Here is a 17,970-nt window from a genome sequence, read left to right as displayed (position 1 = left end):
GGGTTCAGTCCTTACCGACCCAGATCATACGTCCCGGTGATGTCGATCCGTACGGTCATCTCGCCAGCCGCGACCGGGGTCGAGGCGCTGTCGGCCATCTGCATACGGGCCGCGTACATCGGCATCGGCGGCTGGGCCGTGTAGCCGCCGCCTTCGTTCAGGGAGCGGATGGCGCCCAGTTCGACGCCCAGGGCCTGGGCGTAGAGGCTTGCCTTGTCCTGCAGGGCGCGTACGGCCAGGACGCGCGCCTGGTCCTCGGCGGCCTTGGGATCCTTCAGGCCGAAGGCGATACCGTTGATCTGGTTGACGCCGGCGGAGACCACGGCGTCGGCCGTGGCACCGACCTTCGTCAGGTCGTTGATGATCACCGTGACCTGATTGGAGGCCTGGTAGCCGCGCAGACGGGGCGGCTGGTTCTCGACGTAGTCGTACTGGGCCGCCAGGTTCAGGCCCGAGGTCTGGATATCGCGGTCGGCGATGCCGGCGCGGCTCAGGGCGGCGAAGACCTCCTGCATGCGGCGTGCGTTGTCAGCCATGGCGGCCTGGGCAGTCGTCCCCTCCGTCGTGGCGCCGAAGGTGATGGTGGCCATGTCCGGCGCGACCCGGACCTCGCCATAGGCGGACAGGTTGAGAGCCGGTTGAGCAGCCATCGCATGCACCTGCATCGGAGTGGCCCCTCCCGACGAAGATTGGGCGAAGGCGGCGGGGGCGGCGAACGCGGTCAGCGCCGTGGCGGCCATCAGGGCCTTGAGCGTGCGGGTCATGGAAGAAATCCTCATCGAGAACGAAACCTGGGACGGCCCCCGTTCTCTGCGGAGGCCGTGGTGGAACCTTGGCCTTGAACGCCTGAACGGCGGGAGCGGCCGCATCGGCAGAAACCGTTCATCGGGATGAAATCGCCGACAGGGTCCGGGCTCTTTCCCGGCGCGGCCTCCCCTGCTAGGCCGGTTGCCCGCCCCAGGTCCTGCGGTTTGGGGGCGCGTAGCTCAATGGTTAGAGCCGACCGCTCATAACGGTCTGGTTGGGGGTTCGAGTCCCTCCGCGCCTACCACCCTCGCCTATCTGCGCCAGCGATCCTCGCCCCGGACCCGGCCGCCGTCGACATAGCGGCCGTTGGAATCGTACCAGCCGTCGCCTTGCTGGAAGCGGCCGTAGTTGTCAGGCATGTAGGAATATGACTCGTAGGGATCGCCGTAGGCGCCGTCCATCTCGTCCCACCAGTCGCGGGGATAGGCGGTGAACTGGCACTCGTAGCCCTGATCCGGGCTCTGGTACCACTGGGGCGCATAGCGATCGCGGTAGCGCGGCTCCCAGCGCGGCCGGCACAGTTCATCGGACCAGACACGGTTGCCCGAGGCGTCCAGAGTGGCCCGGTACTCCCGATCGAAGACCTTGCGCATGCCTACGAAGGTGTTGTTGGTGACAATGGCCCGGCCGGACTGGACCGCCACGCCGACCGAGCCGGCGCGGACGCGGCTGTCGGTCAGGGTCAGTTCGCCGTTGTAGAGGACCGCGCCCTTGTCGGCCCGGCAGATCTTGGAGCCCGAGACCGTGACCGAGGCCCCCTCGACCGCCACGCCCTCGGAGAAGCCGCATATCCTGGTGTTGACGACCTCCACCCGGCCGTAGTCACGGCGCGACCGCACCGCCAGGCCGATGGAGCGCGGGCCGAAGTTGTTGGGCGTCTCGGTCCCGCTGAGGGTCACCGAATCGATGCGCGACGGATCGGCGTTGCCGGGCACGATCTCGATGCCAGACTGGGAACCGGAGATGACCGTCTCCCACAGGTTCAGGGTCGCGCCGTCGGCGACGATGGCCGGGGCGATGGTCTGGGCGTCAATGATCGTGTCGCGCAGGTCGACCGCGCCGCCGTCGGCATAGATGGCCGCCTCGTCGCCTGCATGACGAATGCCGAGACGGTTGGCGACGATCTGACCGCCGTAGCTGACGATACAGGCCGCGTCCCCGCCGCGCGGCGAGGCCAGGACGACATCGCGCAGCTCCAGCCGCACGCCGGACGCTACGGTGATGCAGGGCAGGCCGTCAGGGGCCTGAAGGGTGATGGCCGAGCCTTCGTTCCAGCGGCGCGGATCGAAGCCGCCCTCCCCGATAATGGTCATGGGCTTGTCGACGTTTAGCCAGCCGACGCAGGCCCCGCCCCGCGCGCGGATGACAAGAGTGCCGCCGGGGCGCACGCGCTGGACTGCCGCCTCGACGCCGCCTGTGCCCGGATTACCGCCGCAGTCGACCAGGACGATCTCCTCGCCGCCGGGAATGATCGGGCCGCCGTAGGGGGGCTGATGGCCCGGCCGCCAGTCGGGGCGGTGCGTGTCGTAGTTCCAGCGGCGCGGCCGGTGCTGACGCCGGCTCTGGCTCGCTGGCGGATCCAGCAGCAGGCCAAAGTTCGGGCGGGTCTGGCTTTCGACCCGCGCGGCCGTCTGGGCCTGTGCGTCAGGGGCCGCGACCGTCAGGCCGGCGGCGATGGCCAGGGCGGAAACGGCGATGGTCAGCGTCTTCATCGGATCAGCCCCTCCTTAGCGGCGCTGCGAACGGGAAACCTGGGCCAGGACGGCCTGCAGGCGAGAGGCGGACGGGCCGAAGCCGGCCAGCGCAGAATCGATGCGGGCGGCGACCGCCTCCGCCTTGTCCTGATCCGCGACCCCGGCGACGCCGAGGGCGAAATAGGTCGAGATGGCGAACTTCGCTTCGGGGCTGCCCTGTTTGTCGGCCTGGGAATACCAGTGGAAGGCACGGGCGTAGTCGGGAGGGACGCCGATGCCTTCGGAATACATCACCGCCAGGACCAGCTGGGCCTCGGACGAGCCGTTGACCGCCGCCAACTGGATGGCGCGCACCATCTCCAGATACGACAGCCGCGATTCCATGTTGTGGCCGAGCATCGCCTCCAGCGTCTGGATCTGGCGCGCCGACAGGTCGTTCGGCGCGTTCGCCACGGCCTCGGTCACGCCGAGATAGCGCAGGGCCCGCCCGACGTGGACGAACGGCAACTCCGTCATCCGGCCGAGCGCATATTCGTAGGCGTCGCCGCGCGGACGGCTCTCGTCCGAGAAGGGCACGCCCGAGGCCGGGGCCTGGTTCGGATAGAATTCGTAGGGCGGCACCCACTGGCGCGCCTTGGCCTCGACGAAGGCGCCGTAGCGCGACCGGCCGGGCGAGGACCGTTCGAAATCCTTCAGCAGGACATAGGCCCCGACGTCGCCCGTCTGAACCGCGAGGTAGTTGTAGAGATAGGCGTCGACGTCGTTGCGGGGGAACAGGCTGACGGCCGCATAATAGCCGGTGCGACGGCGATCAGTCTGGCCTCCCGAATTACGGCCCCAGGCCTCGCGCGCCTGGGCGTTGTCCTGGGGCTCGCCGAACGGTCCATAGAGGGCGTCGTGCAGGCGAGCCAGGGCGCGGAACCCCTCCGCATCCTGGGTCGACAGGACGTAGATGATGCGGTTCCGGACCTCGGACTGCTCCTCCATCGTCATGCGGGACAACTGGTTGTCCAGCCGCTCATAGGCGACGTGGCGTTCCCAGGCCCGGCAATCATCGTAGCGCGACACATTGCGCAGGCCGCCGAAAAAGCCCCCACGATCCGTCCGGTTTATCGGGGCGTAGCCCTCATCATTGGCCAGGGCCATGCCGGTCCAGACCGCGCTCTCGATCGGGTCCTCGATATTCTTGTCGGTGGCTCGCAGCGCCGCATAGCGCGCGCCGAGCTCCAGCTGGGCGAAGAAGTCGCCGCGGAAGGCCGCCCGTCGCAGCTGGCGCATGCCGGCTTCCTGGGCGTTGAACTCGGAGCCGGTGACGGACTGGGGCCGGGGGCAGGCGTTGGCGGTCGCGTTGTCATCCTTGCGCCAGAAAGCCACACCCGGGTCACTGCAACTGGCGACGGTGCCGGCGGTCACGGCCAGGGCGACGATAACGGCGACGGCCGTGATCGGCCCCCGCAGGCGCGAGCCTCGCGAGCGGTCGTCATCTCTGGCGTCGCGTTCGCGCATCCCTCACCCCGTTCCCACGCAGCCGTACAGCGGCTTGGCGTTAACCATTTCCCAAACCATCGGTTTGGTCCAGTGAACTTCCGACCATGGTTAACGCTGTTTTGCGACAAAGCGTTGCCGCAACGGGGACAGAATCCCGTGCGCTCACAGTTAGTTCAAAGACAACATCGACTTACGCCTGATTGGCAGACTCTCCCTCGCGCTCGCCTACCCCGCGGCCTATATGCCGTGCCCGCCCATCGCACCCGCTGGAGCCCGCATGTCCCACGTCGCCCGCGACGACCGCCCCGCCGACAAGGCCGCACGTTATGCCGAGGTCGAGGCCGAGATCCTGGCGGTGCTGGATGGCGAGCCGAACACAACCGCTCGGATGGCCACCGTGGGGTCGATGCTGGCCGACGCCTTCGAGGACTATTTCTGGGCCGGATTCTATGTCGTCGACCCGACGAAGGCGCGGGAGCTGGTGGTCGGGCCGTATCAGGGGACGTTGGGTTGTCTGCGAATCGCATTTGGACGTGGGGTCTGCGGGACGGCGGCAGAGACGCGCCAGACCCAGCTGGTTGAGGACGTCCACGCCTTCCCCGGCCATATCGCCTGCGACGGGCGGTCGGAAAGCGAGATCGTGGTGCCCGTGATCGACCGTTCGGGCGAACTGATCGCCGTGTTCGACGTCGATGCGACTCGCAAGGCGGCGTTCGACGCGACGGACGCCGAGGCTCTGGAACGGTTGCTGGGGAAGGTGTTCGGCTGACAGTCCCTCTCCTTCCGGCAGAGGGTTCTGGTAGATGAGTCCCATGCGTATCGGGATCGACTTCGGCGGAACCAAGATCGAGGCGGTGGGCCTGGGCGCTGAGGGCGCGATCCTGGCCCGGAAACGCGTGCCCAATCCCGGAGCCTATGACGCCGCCATCGACGCGGTCGCCGGGCTGGTCGCCTTCATCGAGAGCGAGAGCGGGCGCACCGGCACCATCGGCATGGGAACCCCGGGCTCGAGGTCGCCTCGCACCGGGCTGATGCGGAATTCCAACTCCACCTATCTGAACGGGCGGCGGTTCGGCGACGACCTGGAAGCCCGGCTGGGGCGGCCGGTTCGTCTGGCCAACGACGCCAACTGCCTGGCCCTGTCGGAGGCGACCGACGGCGCGGCGGCGGGGGCCAAGGTCGCCTTCGCCATCATTATCGGCACCGGCTGCGGCGGCGGGCTGGTGGTCGACGGATCGCTGGTACAGGGCGTGGGCGGGGTCGCGGCCGAGATCGGCCACATCGGCCTGCCCTGGCCGAGCGCCGAAGAGGCGCCTGGGCCGAAATGCTGGTGCGGCCTACACGGGTGCCTCGAGACCTGGGTTTCAGGATCGGGCCTTCAGCGGGATCATCTCGAGCGGACGGGCCAGGCGCTGGATGCGCCGGGGATCGTGGCGGCCGTGCGTTTGGGCGAGGCGGCGTCGGTGGAGAGTCTGGACCGCTACGTCGATCGGCTGGGCCGGGCGATCGCCATGGTCACCAACCTTGTCGATCCCGATGTGTTCGTGCTGGGCGGGGGAATGTCGAACGTCACCGAGCTGTACGAGCGGCTTCCGGCGGTCGTGGAGCGCTACGCCTTTTCCGATCAGTGGGCCGGGCGGATCGCGCCGGCGGTCTGGGGCGATGCCTCCGGCGTGCGCGGGGCGGCGCGGTTGTGGGCGCTCTGATTTCCCTCTCCCGGTGGGAGAGGGGGCGCGCTAAGTCACCTCCAGGGAGACACTCATGACCAACCGCACCCTCGTCGTCACCGGCGGCCACGGAATTCTGGGCAGGGCCGTCGTCGAGGCCGCGCTGGCCCAGGGGCTGAACGTCGCCCTGATCGACCACGCCGCGGGCAAGGCGCCGGACGGGGCGCTGGAGATCGGCGGGGTCGACCTGACCGACGCGGGTGCGACCGGCGCGGCGATCGCAAAGGTCGTGGAGCGGTTCGGCGGCATCGACGCCCTGCTCAACATCGCGGGCGGCTTCGTCTGGCAGACCACCGACGACGCCCATCCGGCCTGGGACAGGATGTTCGCCCTGAACCTGACCACCGCACTGAACGCTTCGCGGGCCGCCCTGCCCCATCTGAAGGCGTCGGCGGAGGGCCGGATCGTCAATGTCGGGGCCAACGGCGCGCTCAAGGCGGCGGCGGGAATGGGCGCCTACGGGGCGTCGAAGTCGGCGGTACACCGGCTGACCGAGGCCTTGGCCGAAGAGCTGAAGTCGACCTCGGTCACCGTCAACGCCGTCCTGCCCTCGATCCTCGACACGCCGCAGAACCGCGCGGACATGCCCGACGCCAATCCGGCGAACTGGGTTCAACCCTCCGATCTGGCCGAGGTGATGCTGTTCCTCGCCTCGCCCGCCTCACGCGCCATGACCGGCGCGCTGGTGCCTGTCACCGGCCGGGTCTGAGCGTGGACGCCCCCCGCAGCCTGCTGTTCCTGCCCGCTTCCAATCCGCGCGCCGTCAAGAAGGCGCGCGGCCTGAGCTGTGATCTGGCGGTTCTGGACCTGGAGGATGCGGTCGCGCCGGAGATGAAGGCCGAGGCGCGGGCCGCTGCGGTCGCCGCCGTGAAGGCCGGCGGCTTCAAGGGCGCGGTCGGGGTGCGGGTCAATGCGCTGGGGACCGACTGGGGCGAGACCGATCTGGAGGCTCTGGCCGGGCTCCCTCTGGACTGGATCATCGCACCCAAGGTCGAGGAGCCGGGCCTGATCGACGCCTATGACGCGCGCATGGATGAAGGCGTGCGGCTGTGCGCCATGATCGAAACGCCCCGGGCGCTGCTGAATTTCGCGCACATCGCGGCGGCGGGAGGGCCATTGAAGGCGCTGATGCTGGGGGCCAACGACCTCGCGGCGACGCTGGGGACCGGGCCTTCGCAGGATCGCGAACCCCTGAAGCCCTGGCTGGCGGCGACGGTGGCGGCGGCGAGGGCCAACGGGCTGGCGGCGATCGACGGGGTGTTCAACGGTCTGAGCGACCCGGAGGGGCTGGCGGCCGAGTGCGCTCAGGGCCGCCTGTATGGTTTCGACGGCAAGAGCCTGATCCACCCGAACCAGATCGAAGCGGCCAACGCGGCCTTTGCTCCGAGCCCGGACGAGATTACGCAGGCGCAGGCTATCGTCGATGCCTTCGCCGCTCCGGGGGCGGAGGGATCGGGCGCGATCCGCCTCGCCGACGCCATGGTCGAGCGCCTTCATCTCGCCCGCGCACAGGCGCTGCTGGCGCGCGCCGCCGCGAGCCGATAGAGCGATAGCCGAGCTCGGCGAAAGCGTAACGGTTGCAACACCCTGTCCCCCTCAGCACTGACGCACGCGGCGGTTCGCCCCGGCGGGCCTGGGTCTGTTCTCCGGGCATCCTTGACGTTCCATTCCTGCGGACCTTCCTGCCTGAGCTCGATCTGAAGGCCAGCCCGTTCGCGGCCGTAGACGCCATCGTGGGCTGGGGCCTGAAGCCGACGTCGACCGTCGGCCGCAAGCGGGCCGAGAGCCGGAACCTGCCCTATCTGGCGCTCGAGGACGGGTTCCTGCGCTCCATCGGCCTGGGCGAGACCGGGGCGGCGTCACTGAGCCTGATCGCCGACGACATCGGGGTCTATTACGATGCGACCCGGCCCTCGCGACTGGAACGGCTGATTGAGACGGCGCCGGAGTGGTGCGACGCCGGGATGCGCGCGCGGTCGGCGGCGCTGATCTACAAGGTGGTGGCCTCAGGCCTGTCCAAAACCAACATGGGCGGCCCGCTGGACCGGTCGATTCTGAAGCCCGGGCCCCGTATCCTGCTCGTCGATCAGACGGCGGGCGATGCCTCGATCGGCTATGGGCTGGCGGGGCCGCAGAGCTTCGCCGACATGGTGCGAACGGCCAGGACGGAACGGCCCGACGCCCAGCTGATCGTCAAGCGTCACCCCGCCGTGGCGGCGGGAAAGAAGAAGGGCTGTATCGCCGAAGCGGACCTGACCGGCGTGACCTTGCTGGATACAGACGTTCGGCCGGTTGAGCTTCTGGCCGAGGTGGATGAGGTCTGGTGCGTGACCTCCGCATTGGGATTCGAGGCCCTGTTGCGGCGCCTGCCTGTCCGCTGTTTCGGCGCCCCCTTCTATTCGGGATGGGGGCTGACGACCGATGAGGTCCAGACCGGACGACGCGGGGTCGCGCGCGACCTGGAGACCGTCGCCGCCGCCGCCCTGATCGCCTACCCCCGCTACGTCGACCCCGTGACTGGCCGACGCTGCGAGGCCGAGGCCGCGGTGGATCGGCTGATTTCGTTGCGGGACCGGGCCGAGCGGCTGGCGGGCTACTGGGCGGGGGTCGGTTTCTCGCCGGCCAAACGCCCGCCGATCCGGCGGCTGCTGAACGGCCCGCGCACGACGATGAAGTATTTCTCCTCCGCCAGCAGAGCGGCGGCGAAGGCCGAGGAGAACGGCGGGCGGCTGATCTACTGGGCGGGCAAGGAGACGCCGGAGATCGCGGGTGTCGCAGAGACCACGACCGCGCCCGTCGTGCGGATGGAGGATGGTTTCATCCGCTCGCGCGGGCTGGGCTCGGACTTCTTCGGGGCGCTCAGCGTCGCCCTGGATGACGAGGGCGTCTACTACGACCCGAGCCGGCGCTCGCGGCTGGAGAGCCTGATCGAGGCTGGCGCGCAGTCGCCCGTTCTGGAGGCGCGCGCGGCCGCCCTGCGCCGGCGCGTCGTCGAGGCCGGCCTGTCGAAATACAATCTCGCGGGCGGTTCTGCGCGGCCGGACTGGCCGAAGGACCGTCGCAAGGTGCTGGTCGTCGGCCAGGTCGAGAACGACAAGTCGATCCTCAAGGGCTGCGGCGACATCCGCACCAACTCCGGCCTGGCCGAGGCGGCGCGGGCGGACTTCCCTGACGCCTTCCTGATCTATCGCAACCATCCCGACGTCATGAGCGGCAACCGGCCCGGAATGCTGGAAGCCTCAGCCATCCATGCCGTGGACGCGACGGCGGACGGCTTCGACATCATCGACTGTCTGGAAGCCTGCGACGTGCTGGCGACCCTGACGTCCCTGTCGGGGTTCGAGGCCCTGCTGCGCGGCAAGACCGTGGCGACCTATGGCCGACCCTTCTACGGCGGCTGGGGACTGACGCAGGATCGGATGACCTACGAGCGCCGGACGCGCCTGGCGAGCCTGGACGCACTCGTGGCCGCCGCCCTGATCGAGTACCCGATCTATGTCACGCCGGAGGGCTGGCCCTGCGAGGCCGAGGATCTGGTGACCGCCTTGATCGCCGCCCGAAACGACCCTCCGCCAGAGGCGCCGCCGCACCAGATCGCGCGCTGGTGGAAGGGCATCCTCGCCAGTCTCGACCGACGCCCCCCACCGGCCTATTGAAGGTTCACGCAGAGGCCCAATCTACATTGGGTCCCTTCTCACCGTGCACCCCGGCGAAGGCCGGGGTCCAGATGGCATTCCCGGTTCCAGGGTCAGTGTTTCCAATGCTGCTCCAACCGTTCGAGCCTGTGATCTGGACCCCGGCCTTCGCCGGGGTGCACGGGGGGATGAAACAGGAAACGCACCACTCGTGACCCACGCCGTCATCGCCGCCACCGGCCTGTTCACTCCTGAACAGTCGATCTCGAACGCCGAACTGGTCGAGGCCTACAACGCCTGGGCCCAGCGCTGGAACAGGGATCATGCCCTGCAGATTGCCGAGGGCGATGTCGCCGCCCTGACGCCCTCCTCGGTCGAGTTCATAGAGAAGGCGTCCGGGATCAAGAGCCGGTTCGTCCTCGACAAGACCGGCGTACTCGACCCCGAACGGATGGCGCCGCGCATCCCCGAGCGTGGCAACGACGAACTGTCGATCATGGCCGAAATGGCCGTCAAGGCCGCGCGTCAGGCGATCGAGGCCTGGGGCAAGCCGGTCTCGGAGATCGGCGCGGTCCTGTGCGCCGCCTCCAACATGCCCCGCCCCTATCCGGCCCTGGCGGTCGAGGTGCAGCAGGCACTGGGCATCGAGGGCTTCGGCTTCGATATGAACGTGGCCTGCAGTTCGGCGACCTTCGGCATCAAGACGGCGGCGGACTTCATAGCCGGCGGCTCGGTCAAGGCCGTCCTGATGGTCAACCCCGAGGTCTGTTCGGCGCACCTGAACTTCACCGACCGCGACAGCCACTTCATCTTCGGCGATGTCTGCACCGCCGTAATCGTAGAGAGCTCGGACACCGCCGGGCCCGGCGGCTGGGACGTTCTGGGCACGCGGCTGAAGACCGTCTTCTCAAACAACATCCGCAATAATTTCGGCTTCCTGAACCGCTGGGCGCTGGAGACGGGCGCCGCTTCTGGGGGCGACCGGACCGCCGGCCAGCAGGACGACAAGCTGTTCATCCAGCAAGGCCGTAAGGTCTTCAAGGACGTGGTGCCGATGGTCTCGGAGATGATCATCGACCACGCGGGAGACCTGGGCATCGAGCCCACCGGCCTGAAGCGGATGTGGCTGCACCAGGCCAACATCAACATGAACCAGATGATCGGCCGCAAGGTCCTGGGCCGCGACCCCGCCGAGGACGAGAACATCATCATCCTGGACGAATACGCCAACACCTCCTCGGCGGGATCGATCATCGCCTTCCACCTGCATCACGACGGGATCGCGGCGGGGGAGACGGGACTGATCTGCAGCTTCGGCGCGGGCTATTCGGCCGGGACCGTGTTCGTCAGGAAGCGCTGATCACGAAGTGATGACCCGGCGAACATCGGCATAGCTTGCGCCTGCTGCGGGAGTCTGGGAGGTATTCGCAACCAGACGCCGAGCGGCACGGAGTCCCCGATGAGCCAAGCGCCCGCCAAACCCAATTTCCTGGAAGCCCTCGCACGAGACGTCGCGATGGTGCTGAAATCGCTCGGCGGTTCGGCGCACCAGAACGTCGTCATAGACTGTGTCGCGGCCCTGAAGCGTCAGCGCGGCGAACCCGTGACCCAGGACCTGAGGCAGGCGGTGGTCGAGGCCTTCGAACGTTATTCGGAATGGTTCACCCGGCCGTTTGGCGACGGGTCGATGCGCTGGGCGCTGATCGCAGAGCCAGGCTGACGCCGATTGTCTCCTCCCTGTCGCGCAGCGATGGAGAGGTGGCAGCGAGCCCCTTGCGAGCTGACGGAGGGGTTCTTCGCACCGCAAGATCCCCTCCGCCTCTCCGCTTCGCTGCGAGCCACCTCCCCACGCCTTCGGCGCAGGGAGGAGACGGCCTTTTATTAGAAGCGACGCACGTAGCTGACGCCGTAGGTGTCGATTTCGCCGCCGTTGTCGTCGGTGAAGTCGCGGCGGGTCCAGTCGGCGCGCAGGCCGTTCTGGGCGTTCAGATAGTAGGTGCCGCCGACGCCGTAGTTGACGCTTTCGCCGTCTTCCTGGGCGCTGACGCCGGCGATGTCGGCCTTGATCGAGGTGGTGCCGTAGCCGACCCGGCCGAACAGTTCGAAGTTCGGGCTCACCGGCACGACGCCCACGGCATAGAGGGCGGCGTCATAGTCATGTTCCACCGAGCCGTTCACGCCGGCCACGGTGATGTCGTCGTCCTTGACGCCGATGGAGGCTTCGCCTTCGACGGCGAAGTTCGGGTGCAGACGGGCGGTGGCCCGACCCGTGATCGCGCCGAGATCGACGTTGTCGCCGTCCAGCGCGGTGTATCCGACCGAACCCGACCACTGAGGCGAGGAAACGGTCTGGGCCATTGCCGGAACAGAGAACAGTGAAATGGCGGCGGTTGCGAGAAGAATGTTACGCATAGTTTCTTTAACTCCGAGATGCGGGACTGTTGTCCCGGCCCCATCCAGCGAGAGCTCAAGTATGTATAGAGCAGGGCCGTTCCAAGGCCCGCTCATTACACGATGGCAACTGTGCGCGCCGAAGCACAGACGGCGTTATACTGGCCGCTTTGCTGCCCTATTTCGTCGCTGACAGCAGGGTCGCGGCCATGGCGTTCAACGGAGCGGGGATGCCATGCGCCGCGCCCAGACGGGCAATGACGCCGTTGCGGGCGTCCCACTCCATCGGCCGACCCGCCAGACGATCGCCGAGCAGGGAGTTCACGGAGTCCGGCGGGGAGGTCTCGGCCCGCTCGACGACCCAGTCGGGAATATGGTCGCCCAGATCCGCCCCGACCGCCCGACCGACCAGGACGCATTCGCGCACCATGGCCCGGATGAGGTCGGCGACGCCCGCCTCGCGCACCACCCCGCCCGGCAGACCGGTCAGGGCGTTGACCGCGCCGGCGCAGTTCAGGGCCAGCTTGGTCCATGCGACGGTGGTGAAGTCGTCGGTGGTCGAGGCGGCAATGACGCTTTCGGCAAACAGGGCGGCGAAGGCCTCGCCCGCCTCCCCGGCCGGGACGACGATCGTTCCGTCGCGGCGGTGCTGGATGCGGCCAGGGGCGCTGCGCTCGGCCGGAATATCGACGACGACGGGCACGATCCGGTCGGCGGCGATGAACGGGGCGAACCGTTCGACGTGTTCGACGCCGTTCTGGAGCACGGCGACATGGGTGTCGGGGCCGACCAGCGGAGCCAGCCAGCGTGAGGCGGCGGCGACGTCATAGGTCTTGGTGGCGACCATGACCCAATCGACGGGGGCGACAATTTCAGAGGGTTTGATGACGACGCGGGGGCTGGCCTCGATCAGGCGCCCGTCGGGGGCCTCGACCACCAGCCGGTCGAGCGGGGTGCGGGCGCACAGGGTGACCGACGAGACGAACGGGCTGTGAGACAGCCAGGCCGCGACCGTGCCGCCGATGGCGCCCGGGCCGACGACGGCGATTCTCACGCTTCCTTCTCCCCTTGCGGGAGAAGGTGGCAGCCGAAGGCTGACGGATGAAGGGTCACACAGACGGTCGGGATGGGATTTGGCAACTCTGACCTCCAGTGTTGGAGTGACCCCTCATCCGACCTCGCTGCGCTCGGCCACCTTCTCCCGCAAGGGGAGAAGGAAGCGTCTACCGATCCTTTTCGCGGGCCTCGGCGCCGCGCGCGACCAGGGCCGCCTGGGCCGCCGCCAGACGCGCGATCGGCACGCGATAGGGCGAACAGCTGACGTAGTCGAGGCCGACGGTCTCGCAGAAGGCGATCGAGGACGGGTCGCCGCCGTGCTCGCCGCAGATCCCCATCTTGATGCCCGGACGCGCCGCCCCGCCCCGCTCGGCGGCGATACGGATCAGGTCGCCGACCCCGTCCTGGTCGAGGCGGACGAAGGGATCGGTCTCGAAGATGCCCTTGTCCATATAGGCCTGCAGGAAGCGGCCGGAGTCGTCCCGGCTGATGCCGAAGGTCGTCTGGGTCAGGTCGTTGGTGCCGAAGGAGAAGAACTCGGCGTGTTCGGCCAGGTCCCCGGCGCGCAGGGCCGCGCGGGGCAGTTCGATCATGGTGCCGACCAGATAGTCGACGCTGTCGCCGGCCTTGGCGAAGACATCGCGGGCCACACGGTCAGTCAGCTCGCGGAGATATTTCATCTCCAGACCCATGGCGACCAGCGGGTGCATGATCTCCGGGATCGGGGCCTCGGCGGCGGTCTTCTTCACCTCCAGCGCGGCCTCGAGGATGGCCCGCACCTGCATCTCGTAGATCTCGGGATAGGCGACGCCCAGACGGCAGCCGCGGTGGCCGAGCATCGGATTGGTCTCGTGCAGTTCGCGGGCGCGGCGCTTCAGCTTGGCGGCGTCGATGCCCGAGGTCGCCGCCAGGGCGTCGATGTCCTCGTCCGTGTGCGGGATGAACTCGTGCAGCGGCGGGTCGAGCAGGCGCACGGTGACCGGCAGGCCGGCCATGATGGTGAACAGCTCGACGAAGTCCGACTTCTGGAACGGCTCGATCTTGTTCAGCGCCGTGCGGCGGCCGGCCTCGTCGTCGGCCAGGATCATCTCGCGCACGGCGGCGATCCGGGCCTCGTCGAAGAACATGTGCTCGGTCCGGCACAGGCCGATGCCCTCGGCCCCGAAGCCCCGCGCGGTGCGGGCGTCCAGCGGGGTCTCGGCATTGGCGCGCACCCGCAGGCGACGGACCTTGTCGGCCCAGGCCATTAGGGTCTGGAAATCGCCGGTCAGCTCGGGCTCGATCATGGCCACGGCGCCGTCCAGAACCTCGCCCTTCGACCCGTCGATGGTGATGATCTCACCCGCCTTGAAGACGCGACCGCGCGCAGTGAAGGTCTGGGCCTTCTCGTCGATGTGGATCTCGCCGGCGCCGGAGACGCAGGGGCGGCCCATGCCGCGAGCGACCACAGCCGCGTGGCTGGTCATGCCGCCGCGCGCCGTGACGATCCCGCGCGCTGCATGCATGCCGTGAATGTCCTCCGGCGAGGTCTCCTCACGCACCAGAATCACGGCGTCGCCGAGCTGGTTCAGCCGTTCGGCCTCGTCGGCGTCGAAACAGACCTTGCCGGTGGCGGCCCCCGGGCTGGCAGGCAGACCAGCGGCCACGACGTGGCGGGTCGCGTTGGGATCGAGCGTCGGGTGCAGCAGCTGGTCGAGCGCCGAGGGCTCGACCCGGCTGATGGCCTCTTCCTGGGAAATCACCCCCTCGGCAGCGAGGTCGACGGCGATCTTTAGCGCCGACTTGGCGGTGCGCTTGCCGTTGCGGGTCTGCAGCATCCACAGCCGGCCCTGTTCGACCGTGAACTCGATGTCCTGCATGTCGCGATAGTGGCGTTCCAGGGTGCCGACCACATCCACGAACTGGGCGAAGACCACGGGCATGGCCTCTTCCATCGAGGGGGCGGTCTCGCCCATTTCCTCGCGGCCGGCGGTGGTCAGGGACTGGGGCGTGCGGATGCCGGCGACGACGTCCTCGCCCTGGGCATTGATCAGGAACTCGCCGTAGAGTTTCGATTCGCCGGTCGAGGGGTTACGGGTGAAGGCGACGCCTGTGGCCGAGGTCTCGCCCATATTGCCGAACACCATCGACTGGATGTTGACGGCCGTGCCCCAGCTTTCGGGGATGTCGTGCATGCGGCGATAGAATTTCGCCCGGTCGTTCATCCAGCTGGCGAAGACGGCCGAGACCGCGCCCCACAGCTGTTCGTGCGGGTCCTGCGGGAACGGCTTGCCCAGCTCGCGTTCGACGACGATCTTGTATTCGGCGACGACCTTTTCCCAGTCGGCGGCCGACAGGTCGGTGTCGACGGTGACGCCCAGACGGTCCTTGTGGTCGTCCAGAACCTCCTCGAAATCGTCGTGGGACAGGCCGAGGACCACGTTCGAATACATGGCGATGAAGCGGCGATAGGAGTCGAAGGCGAAGCGGCGATCGCCCGACAATCTGGCCAGGCCCTCGACCGTCTCGTCATTGAGGCCGAGGTTCAGGACCGTGTCCATCATCCCCGGCATGGAGGCGCGGGCGCCGGAGCGGACCGAGACCAGCAGCGGGTTCGAGGCATCGCCGAAGGTCTTTCCGACCACCGATTCTACGGTCTTCAGACCGGCGGCGACCTGTTCGGCGAGATCGGCGGGATAGGCATTGGCGTTCGAGAAATAGTGGACGCAGGCCTCGGTCGTGATGGTGAAGCCCGGCGGCACCGGCAGGCCCAGCCTGGCCATCTCGGCGAGGTTTGCACCCTTGCCGCCGAGCAGGTTCTTCATCGACGCATCGCCGTCGGCGGACCCGCCGCCGAAGCCGTACACCCACTGAGTCATCGGTAGTCCTTTGAAGTCGTGTCGTGACCGGCGGGTTGACCCCGCTCGCGTGCGGCCTTGACTACAATGCTGCGGACGCGAAGGCGAGGCCGGGCTGTAACAAAGGGTGATGGGTTGTTTGGGTTCCGGCGTCTCCCGGGCAAGAGACGCCGGAATCCAACATCAGGCCAGCATGCGGACCTTGGGCTCGCGGTCCCACTGGCGCGTGGCCGCAGGAGCCAGCCAGGCCTCGGCGCCATCCGCCAGATCGACGACGCCGTCGTCCGCCTCCACATTGGCCTTGTCCAGCAGGGCCTGAGCCTCCGCCGTGAACCCGATGGCCTTCAGGTGGCCGAAGGCGTGGGCCACGAAGTCGATGGCGGCCCCCTCCTTCGCCAGTTCGGCGCAACCGGCCTCGGACAGGACCAGAGCCACGGCGTCGAACACCACCGAAGGCGTGCCGGCCAGCTGGCCGTCGGCCTTGAGCTTCTTGCCGCCTTTCAGGGTCACGCCGCCGATCTTGGGGGCCACGATCTTGACCGTCGCGCCCGCGCCTTCGGCCGCTGCCTTGACGGCGTCGATGACTGCGCCGTCCGCGCCGTCGGTGACAAGGATGCCGACTGCACGGCCTTTCAGGGTGTCCGGATATTTGCCGACGATCCGCAGGGCCGGCGAGGCGTCCATGTCATAGGGCGCGCTGGCGGCCGGATTGGCGGCGGGCAGTTTGACGTTCAGGCCGTCGGCGACGCGTTGGGCCAGGGTCGCGTCCACGTTCTGGAGGTTGCCCAGCACCCGGTCGCGGACATGGTCCATCGTCACCTTGGACAGTTCGAACACCAGGGCGCTGGCGAGGTGGGCCTGTTCGATGTCGGTCTGGCTGAGGAAGAACAGCCGCGCCTGCGAATAGTGATCGGCGAAGGTCTCGGCGCGGATTCGGACCTTGGTCCCCTCGACCGGCTGCTCGAACGAGCGGAAGCCGCCCTTCGGATCCTCGCGCGGACCGCCGTCCTCTCCGGCCTGCGACAGACTGTTGGGCTCGTAGTTGGCGCGGCCCTTGGGCACGGCCATCTGCATCTGTCCGTCGCGCTGCATGTTCTGGAACGGGCAGCCCTTGGCCTGATTGATCGGCAGCTGGTGGAAGTTGACCGTTCCCAGACGCGACAGCTGGGTGTCCTGATAGGAGAACAGCCGGCCCTGCAGCAGCGGGTCCTCCGAGAAGTCGATGCCCGGCGGGATGTTGGTGGGCAGGAAGGCGACCTGTTCGGTCTCGGCGAAGAAGTTGTCCGGGTTGCGGTTCAGCGTCATCTTGCCGATGACCCGCAGGGGATACAGTTCCTCGGGGATCAGCTTGGTAGAATCCAGCACGTCGAACGGCAGGGCGTCGGCCTGTTCCTGCGTCAGCAGCTGGACCGCCAGATCCCAGTCGGGGAAGTCGCCCGCGTCGATGGCCTCGAACAGGTCGCGGCGGTGGAAGTCCGGGTCGGCGCCGGCGATCTTGACCGCCTCGTCCCAACAGGTCGACTGCGTGCCGAGACGCGGCCGCCAGTGGAACTTGACCAGGGTCGCCTCGCCCGCCGCATTGACCAGCCGGAAGGTGTGGACGCCGAAGCCCTCGATCATGCGCAAGGATCGCGGAATGGTCCGGTCCGACATGGCCCACATGATCATATGGGTGCTCTCGGGCATCAGGCCGATGAAGTCCCAGAAGGTGTCGTGAGCCGACGCCGCCTGCGGATAGCCCCGGTCGGCCTCCATCTTCACCGCATGGATCAGGTCGGGGAACTTGATGGCGTCCTGAATGAAGAAGACCGGGATGTTGTTGCCGACGAGGTCCCAGTTGCCTTCGGTGGTGTACATCTTGACCGCGAAGCCGCGCACGTCGCGGGGCGTGTCGACCGAACCGGCGCCGCCGGCGACGGTCGAGAAGCGGGTGAACAGCTCGGTCTGCTTGCCGACCTCGGTCAAGATTTTCGCCGTGGTGTAGTCGGCGAGGCTCTCGGTCAGTTCGAACACGCCGTGGGCGGCCGAGCCGCGCGCGTGGACGATCCGCTCGGGGATCCGCTCATGGTCGAAATGCTGGATCTTCTCGCGCAGGACGAAGTCTTCCAGCAGATGCGGCCCGCGCGGACCGGCCGACAGGGTGTTCTGATTGTCGCTGACGGGGACGCCGTGATTGGTCGTAAGCTGGGTCTCCGGCGTCGAGGCGGTCTGATGGGTCTCGCCGGCGGCGCCGGGGATGGTGGAGGTTTTGGTCGTGGGCATGAGGGCGTCCTGACTGCGGGTTGCCGTCGGAACGCGCGGGTATGCTCAAGGTCTCAGCTTGGCCGTGGAAGAG

General features: G+C 68.0%; 14 protein-coding genes and 1 tRNA gene. 8 read left to right on the top strand and 7 right to left on the bottom strand.

Annotated elements, in window-relative coordinates; all coding sequences use genetic code 11:
• Positions 1 to 11 precede the first annotated feature (11 nt).
• The gene (locus ACP7AZ_RS05645) at positions 12 to 764 is read right to left on the bottom strand and encodes an SIMPL domain-containing protein (protein WP_426036872.1); all 753 of its coding nucleotides are present in this window, start codon (positions 762 to 764) and stop codon (positions 12 to 14) included.
• 211 nt (positions 765 to 975) lie between these two features.
• On the opposite strand from ACP7AZ_RS05645, the gene ACP7AZ_RS05640 reads away from it, so the two are divergent.
• Positions 976 to 1,051 (top strand) — tRNA-Ile (locus tag ACP7AZ_RS05640).
• 7 nt (positions 1,052 to 1,058) lie between these two features.
• On the opposite strand, the gene ACP7AZ_RS05635 is transcribed toward ACP7AZ_RS05640, so the two are convergent.
• A complete protein-coding gene (locus ACP7AZ_RS05635; RefSeq protein WP_426036870.1) occupies positions 1,059 to 2,519 on the bottom strand; it encodes a hypothetical protein in 1,461 nt (486 codons plus the stop codon).
• A gap of 15 nt (positions 2,520 to 2,534) precedes the next feature.
• Positions 2,535 to 4,007 carry a tetratricopeptide repeat protein gene (locus tag ACP7AZ_RS05630; RefSeq protein WP_426036868.1) on the bottom strand — a complete coding sequence of 491 codons (1,473 nt, stop codon included), beginning with the start codon at positions 4,005 to 4,007 and terminating at the stop codon, positions 2,535 to 2,537.
• A gap of 259 nt (positions 4,008 to 4,266) precedes the next feature.
• Here ACP7AZ_RS05630 and ACP7AZ_RS05625 point away from each other — a divergent pair, with 259 nt between their 5' ends.
• The 7 genes from ACP7AZ_RS05625 (at position 4,267) to ACP7AZ_RS05595 (ending at position 11,071) form a co-directional block, all read left to right on the top strand.
• A complete protein-coding gene (locus ACP7AZ_RS05625; protein ID WP_426036866.1) occupies positions 4,267 to 4,758 on the top strand; it encodes a GAF domain-containing protein in 492 nt (163 codons plus the stop codon).
• 43 nt (positions 4,759 to 4,801) lie between these two features.
• Positions 4,802 to 5,695 (top strand): ROK family protein, encoded by an 894-nt coding sequence (locus tag ACP7AZ_RS05620; RefSeq protein ID WP_426036864.1) that lies wholly within the window; start codon positions 4,802 to 4,804, stop codon positions 5,693 to 5,695.
• Positions 5,696 to 5,750: 55 nt separating this feature from the next.
• Positions 5,751 to 6,425 carry an SDR family NAD(P)-dependent oxidoreductase gene (locus tag ACP7AZ_RS05615; RefSeq protein WP_426036862.1) on the top strand — a complete coding sequence of 225 codons (675 nt, stop codon included), beginning with the start codon at positions 5,751 to 5,753 and terminating at the stop codon, positions 6,423 to 6,425.
• Positions 6,426 to 6,427: 2 nt separating this feature from the next.
• Complete coding sequence (locus ACP7AZ_RS05610) at positions 6,428 to 7,261, top strand: HpcH/HpaI aldolase/citrate lyase family protein (RefSeq protein WP_426036860.1); 834 nt, start codon at positions 6,428 to 6,430, stop codon at positions 7,259 to 7,261.
• A 32-nt stretch (positions 7,262 to 7,293) separates the two neighbouring features.
• On the top strand, positions 7,294 to 9,372 hold the full coding sequence (locus ACP7AZ_RS05605; protein WP_426036858.1) for a capsular polysaccharide biosynthesis protein: 2,079 nt from the start codon (positions 7,294 to 7,296) through the stop codon (positions 9,370 to 9,372).
• 190 nt (positions 9,373 to 9,562) lie between these two features.
• The gene (locus tag ACP7AZ_RS05600) at positions 9,563 to 10,711 is read left to right on the top strand and encodes a beta-ketoacyl-ACP synthase III (protein ID WP_426036856.1); all 1,149 of its coding nucleotides are present in this window, start codon (positions 9,563 to 9,565) and stop codon (positions 10,709 to 10,711) included.
• Positions 10,712 to 10,810: 99 nt separating this feature from the next.
• Entirely contained in the window at positions 10,811 to 11,071 is a 261-nt protein-coding gene (locus ACP7AZ_RS05595; RefSeq protein ID WP_303695313.1) for a hypothetical protein, read from the top strand.
• Positions 11,072 to 11,232: 161 nt separating this feature from the next.
• Here the strand turns inward: ACP7AZ_RS05595 and ACP7AZ_RS05590 are convergent, their stop codons facing one another.
• The 4 genes from ACP7AZ_RS05590 to ACP7AZ_RS05575 all read right to left on the bottom strand — a co-directional run bounded on the left by ACP7AZ_RS05590 (position 11,233) and on the right by ACP7AZ_RS05575 (position 17,897).
• A complete protein-coding gene (locus ACP7AZ_RS05590) occupies positions 11,233 to 11,763 on the bottom strand; it encodes a porin family protein (protein ID WP_426036854.1) in 531 nt (176 codons plus the stop codon).
• A 157-nt stretch (positions 11,764 to 11,920) separates the two neighbouring features.
• Complete coding sequence (locus tag ACP7AZ_RS05585; RefSeq protein WP_426036852.1) at positions 11,921 to 12,796, bottom strand: 2-dehydropantoate 2-reductase; 876 nt, start codon at positions 12,794 to 12,796, stop codon at positions 11,921 to 11,923.
• A gap of 169 nt (positions 12,797 to 12,965) precedes the next feature.
• Entirely contained in the window at positions 12,966 to 15,656 is a 2,691-nt protein-coding gene (ppdK, locus tag ACP7AZ_RS05580; protein WP_426036850.1) for a pyruvate, phosphate dikinase, read from the bottom strand.
• 162 nt (positions 15,657 to 15,818) lie between these two features.
• Positions 15,819 to 17,897: a catalase gene (locus tag ACP7AZ_RS05575; RefSeq protein WP_426036848.1), complete on the bottom strand. Its 2,079-nt coding sequence runs from the start codon at positions 17,895 to 17,897 to the stop codon at positions 15,819 to 15,821.
• Positions 17,898 to 17,970: the final 73 nt, after the last annotated feature.

The sequence above is a fragment of the Brevundimonas sp. DC300-4 genome (genome assembly GCF_049897365.1).
In the GTDB taxonomy this organism is placed as follows: Bacteria; Pseudomonadota; Alphaproteobacteria; order Caulobacterales; family Caulobacteraceae; genus Brevundimonas.
The sequence above is the reverse complement of the archived record's forward strand: the minus strand, read 5'-3'. Positions and strand labels throughout refer to the sequence as shown.

What these genes read in the sequence shown, in the direction of transcription:
- ACP7AZ_RS05630 (WP_426036868.1), bottom strand. Translation starts at nt 4,007, where the DNA reads ATGCGCGAACGCGACGCCAGAGATGACGACCGCTCGCGAGGCTCGCGC.
- ppdK (WP_426036850.1), bottom strand. Translation starts at nt 15,656, where the DNA reads ATGACTCAGTGGGTGTACGGCTTCGGCGGCGGGTCCGCCGACGGCGAT.
- ACP7AZ_RS05635 (WP_426036870.1), bottom strand. Translation starts at nt 2,519, where the DNA reads ATGAAGACGCTGACCATCGCCGTTTCCGCCCTGGCCATCGCCGCCGGC.
- ACP7AZ_RS05615 (WP_426036862.1), top strand. Translation starts at nt 5,751, where the DNA reads ATGACCAACCGCACCCTCGTCGTCACCGGCGGCCACGGAATTCTGGGC.
- ACP7AZ_RS05590 (WP_426036854.1), bottom strand. Translation starts at nt 11,763, where the DNA reads ATGCGTAACATTCTTCTCGCAACCGCCGCCATTTCACTGTTCTCTGTT.
- ACP7AZ_RS05625 (WP_426036866.1), top strand. Translation starts at nt 4,267, where the DNA reads ATGTCCCACGTCGCCCGCGACGACCGCCCCGCCGACAAGGCCGCACGT.
- ACP7AZ_RS05575 (WP_426036848.1), bottom strand. Translation starts at nt 17,897, where the DNA reads ATGCCCACGACCAAAACCTCCACCATCCCCGGCGCCGCCGGCGAGACC.
- ACP7AZ_RS05645 (WP_426036872.1), bottom strand. Translation starts at nt 764, where the DNA reads ATGACCCGCACGCTCAAGGCCCTGATGGCCGCCACGGCGCTGACCGCG.
- ACP7AZ_RS05595 (WP_303695313.1), top strand. Translation starts at nt 10,811, where the DNA reads ATGAGCCAAGCGCCCGCCAAACCCAATTTCCTGGAAGCCCTCGCACGA.
- ACP7AZ_RS05620 (WP_426036864.1), top strand. Translation starts at nt 4,802, where the DNA reads ATGCGTATCGGGATCGACTTCGGCGGAACCAAGATCGAGGCGGTGGGC.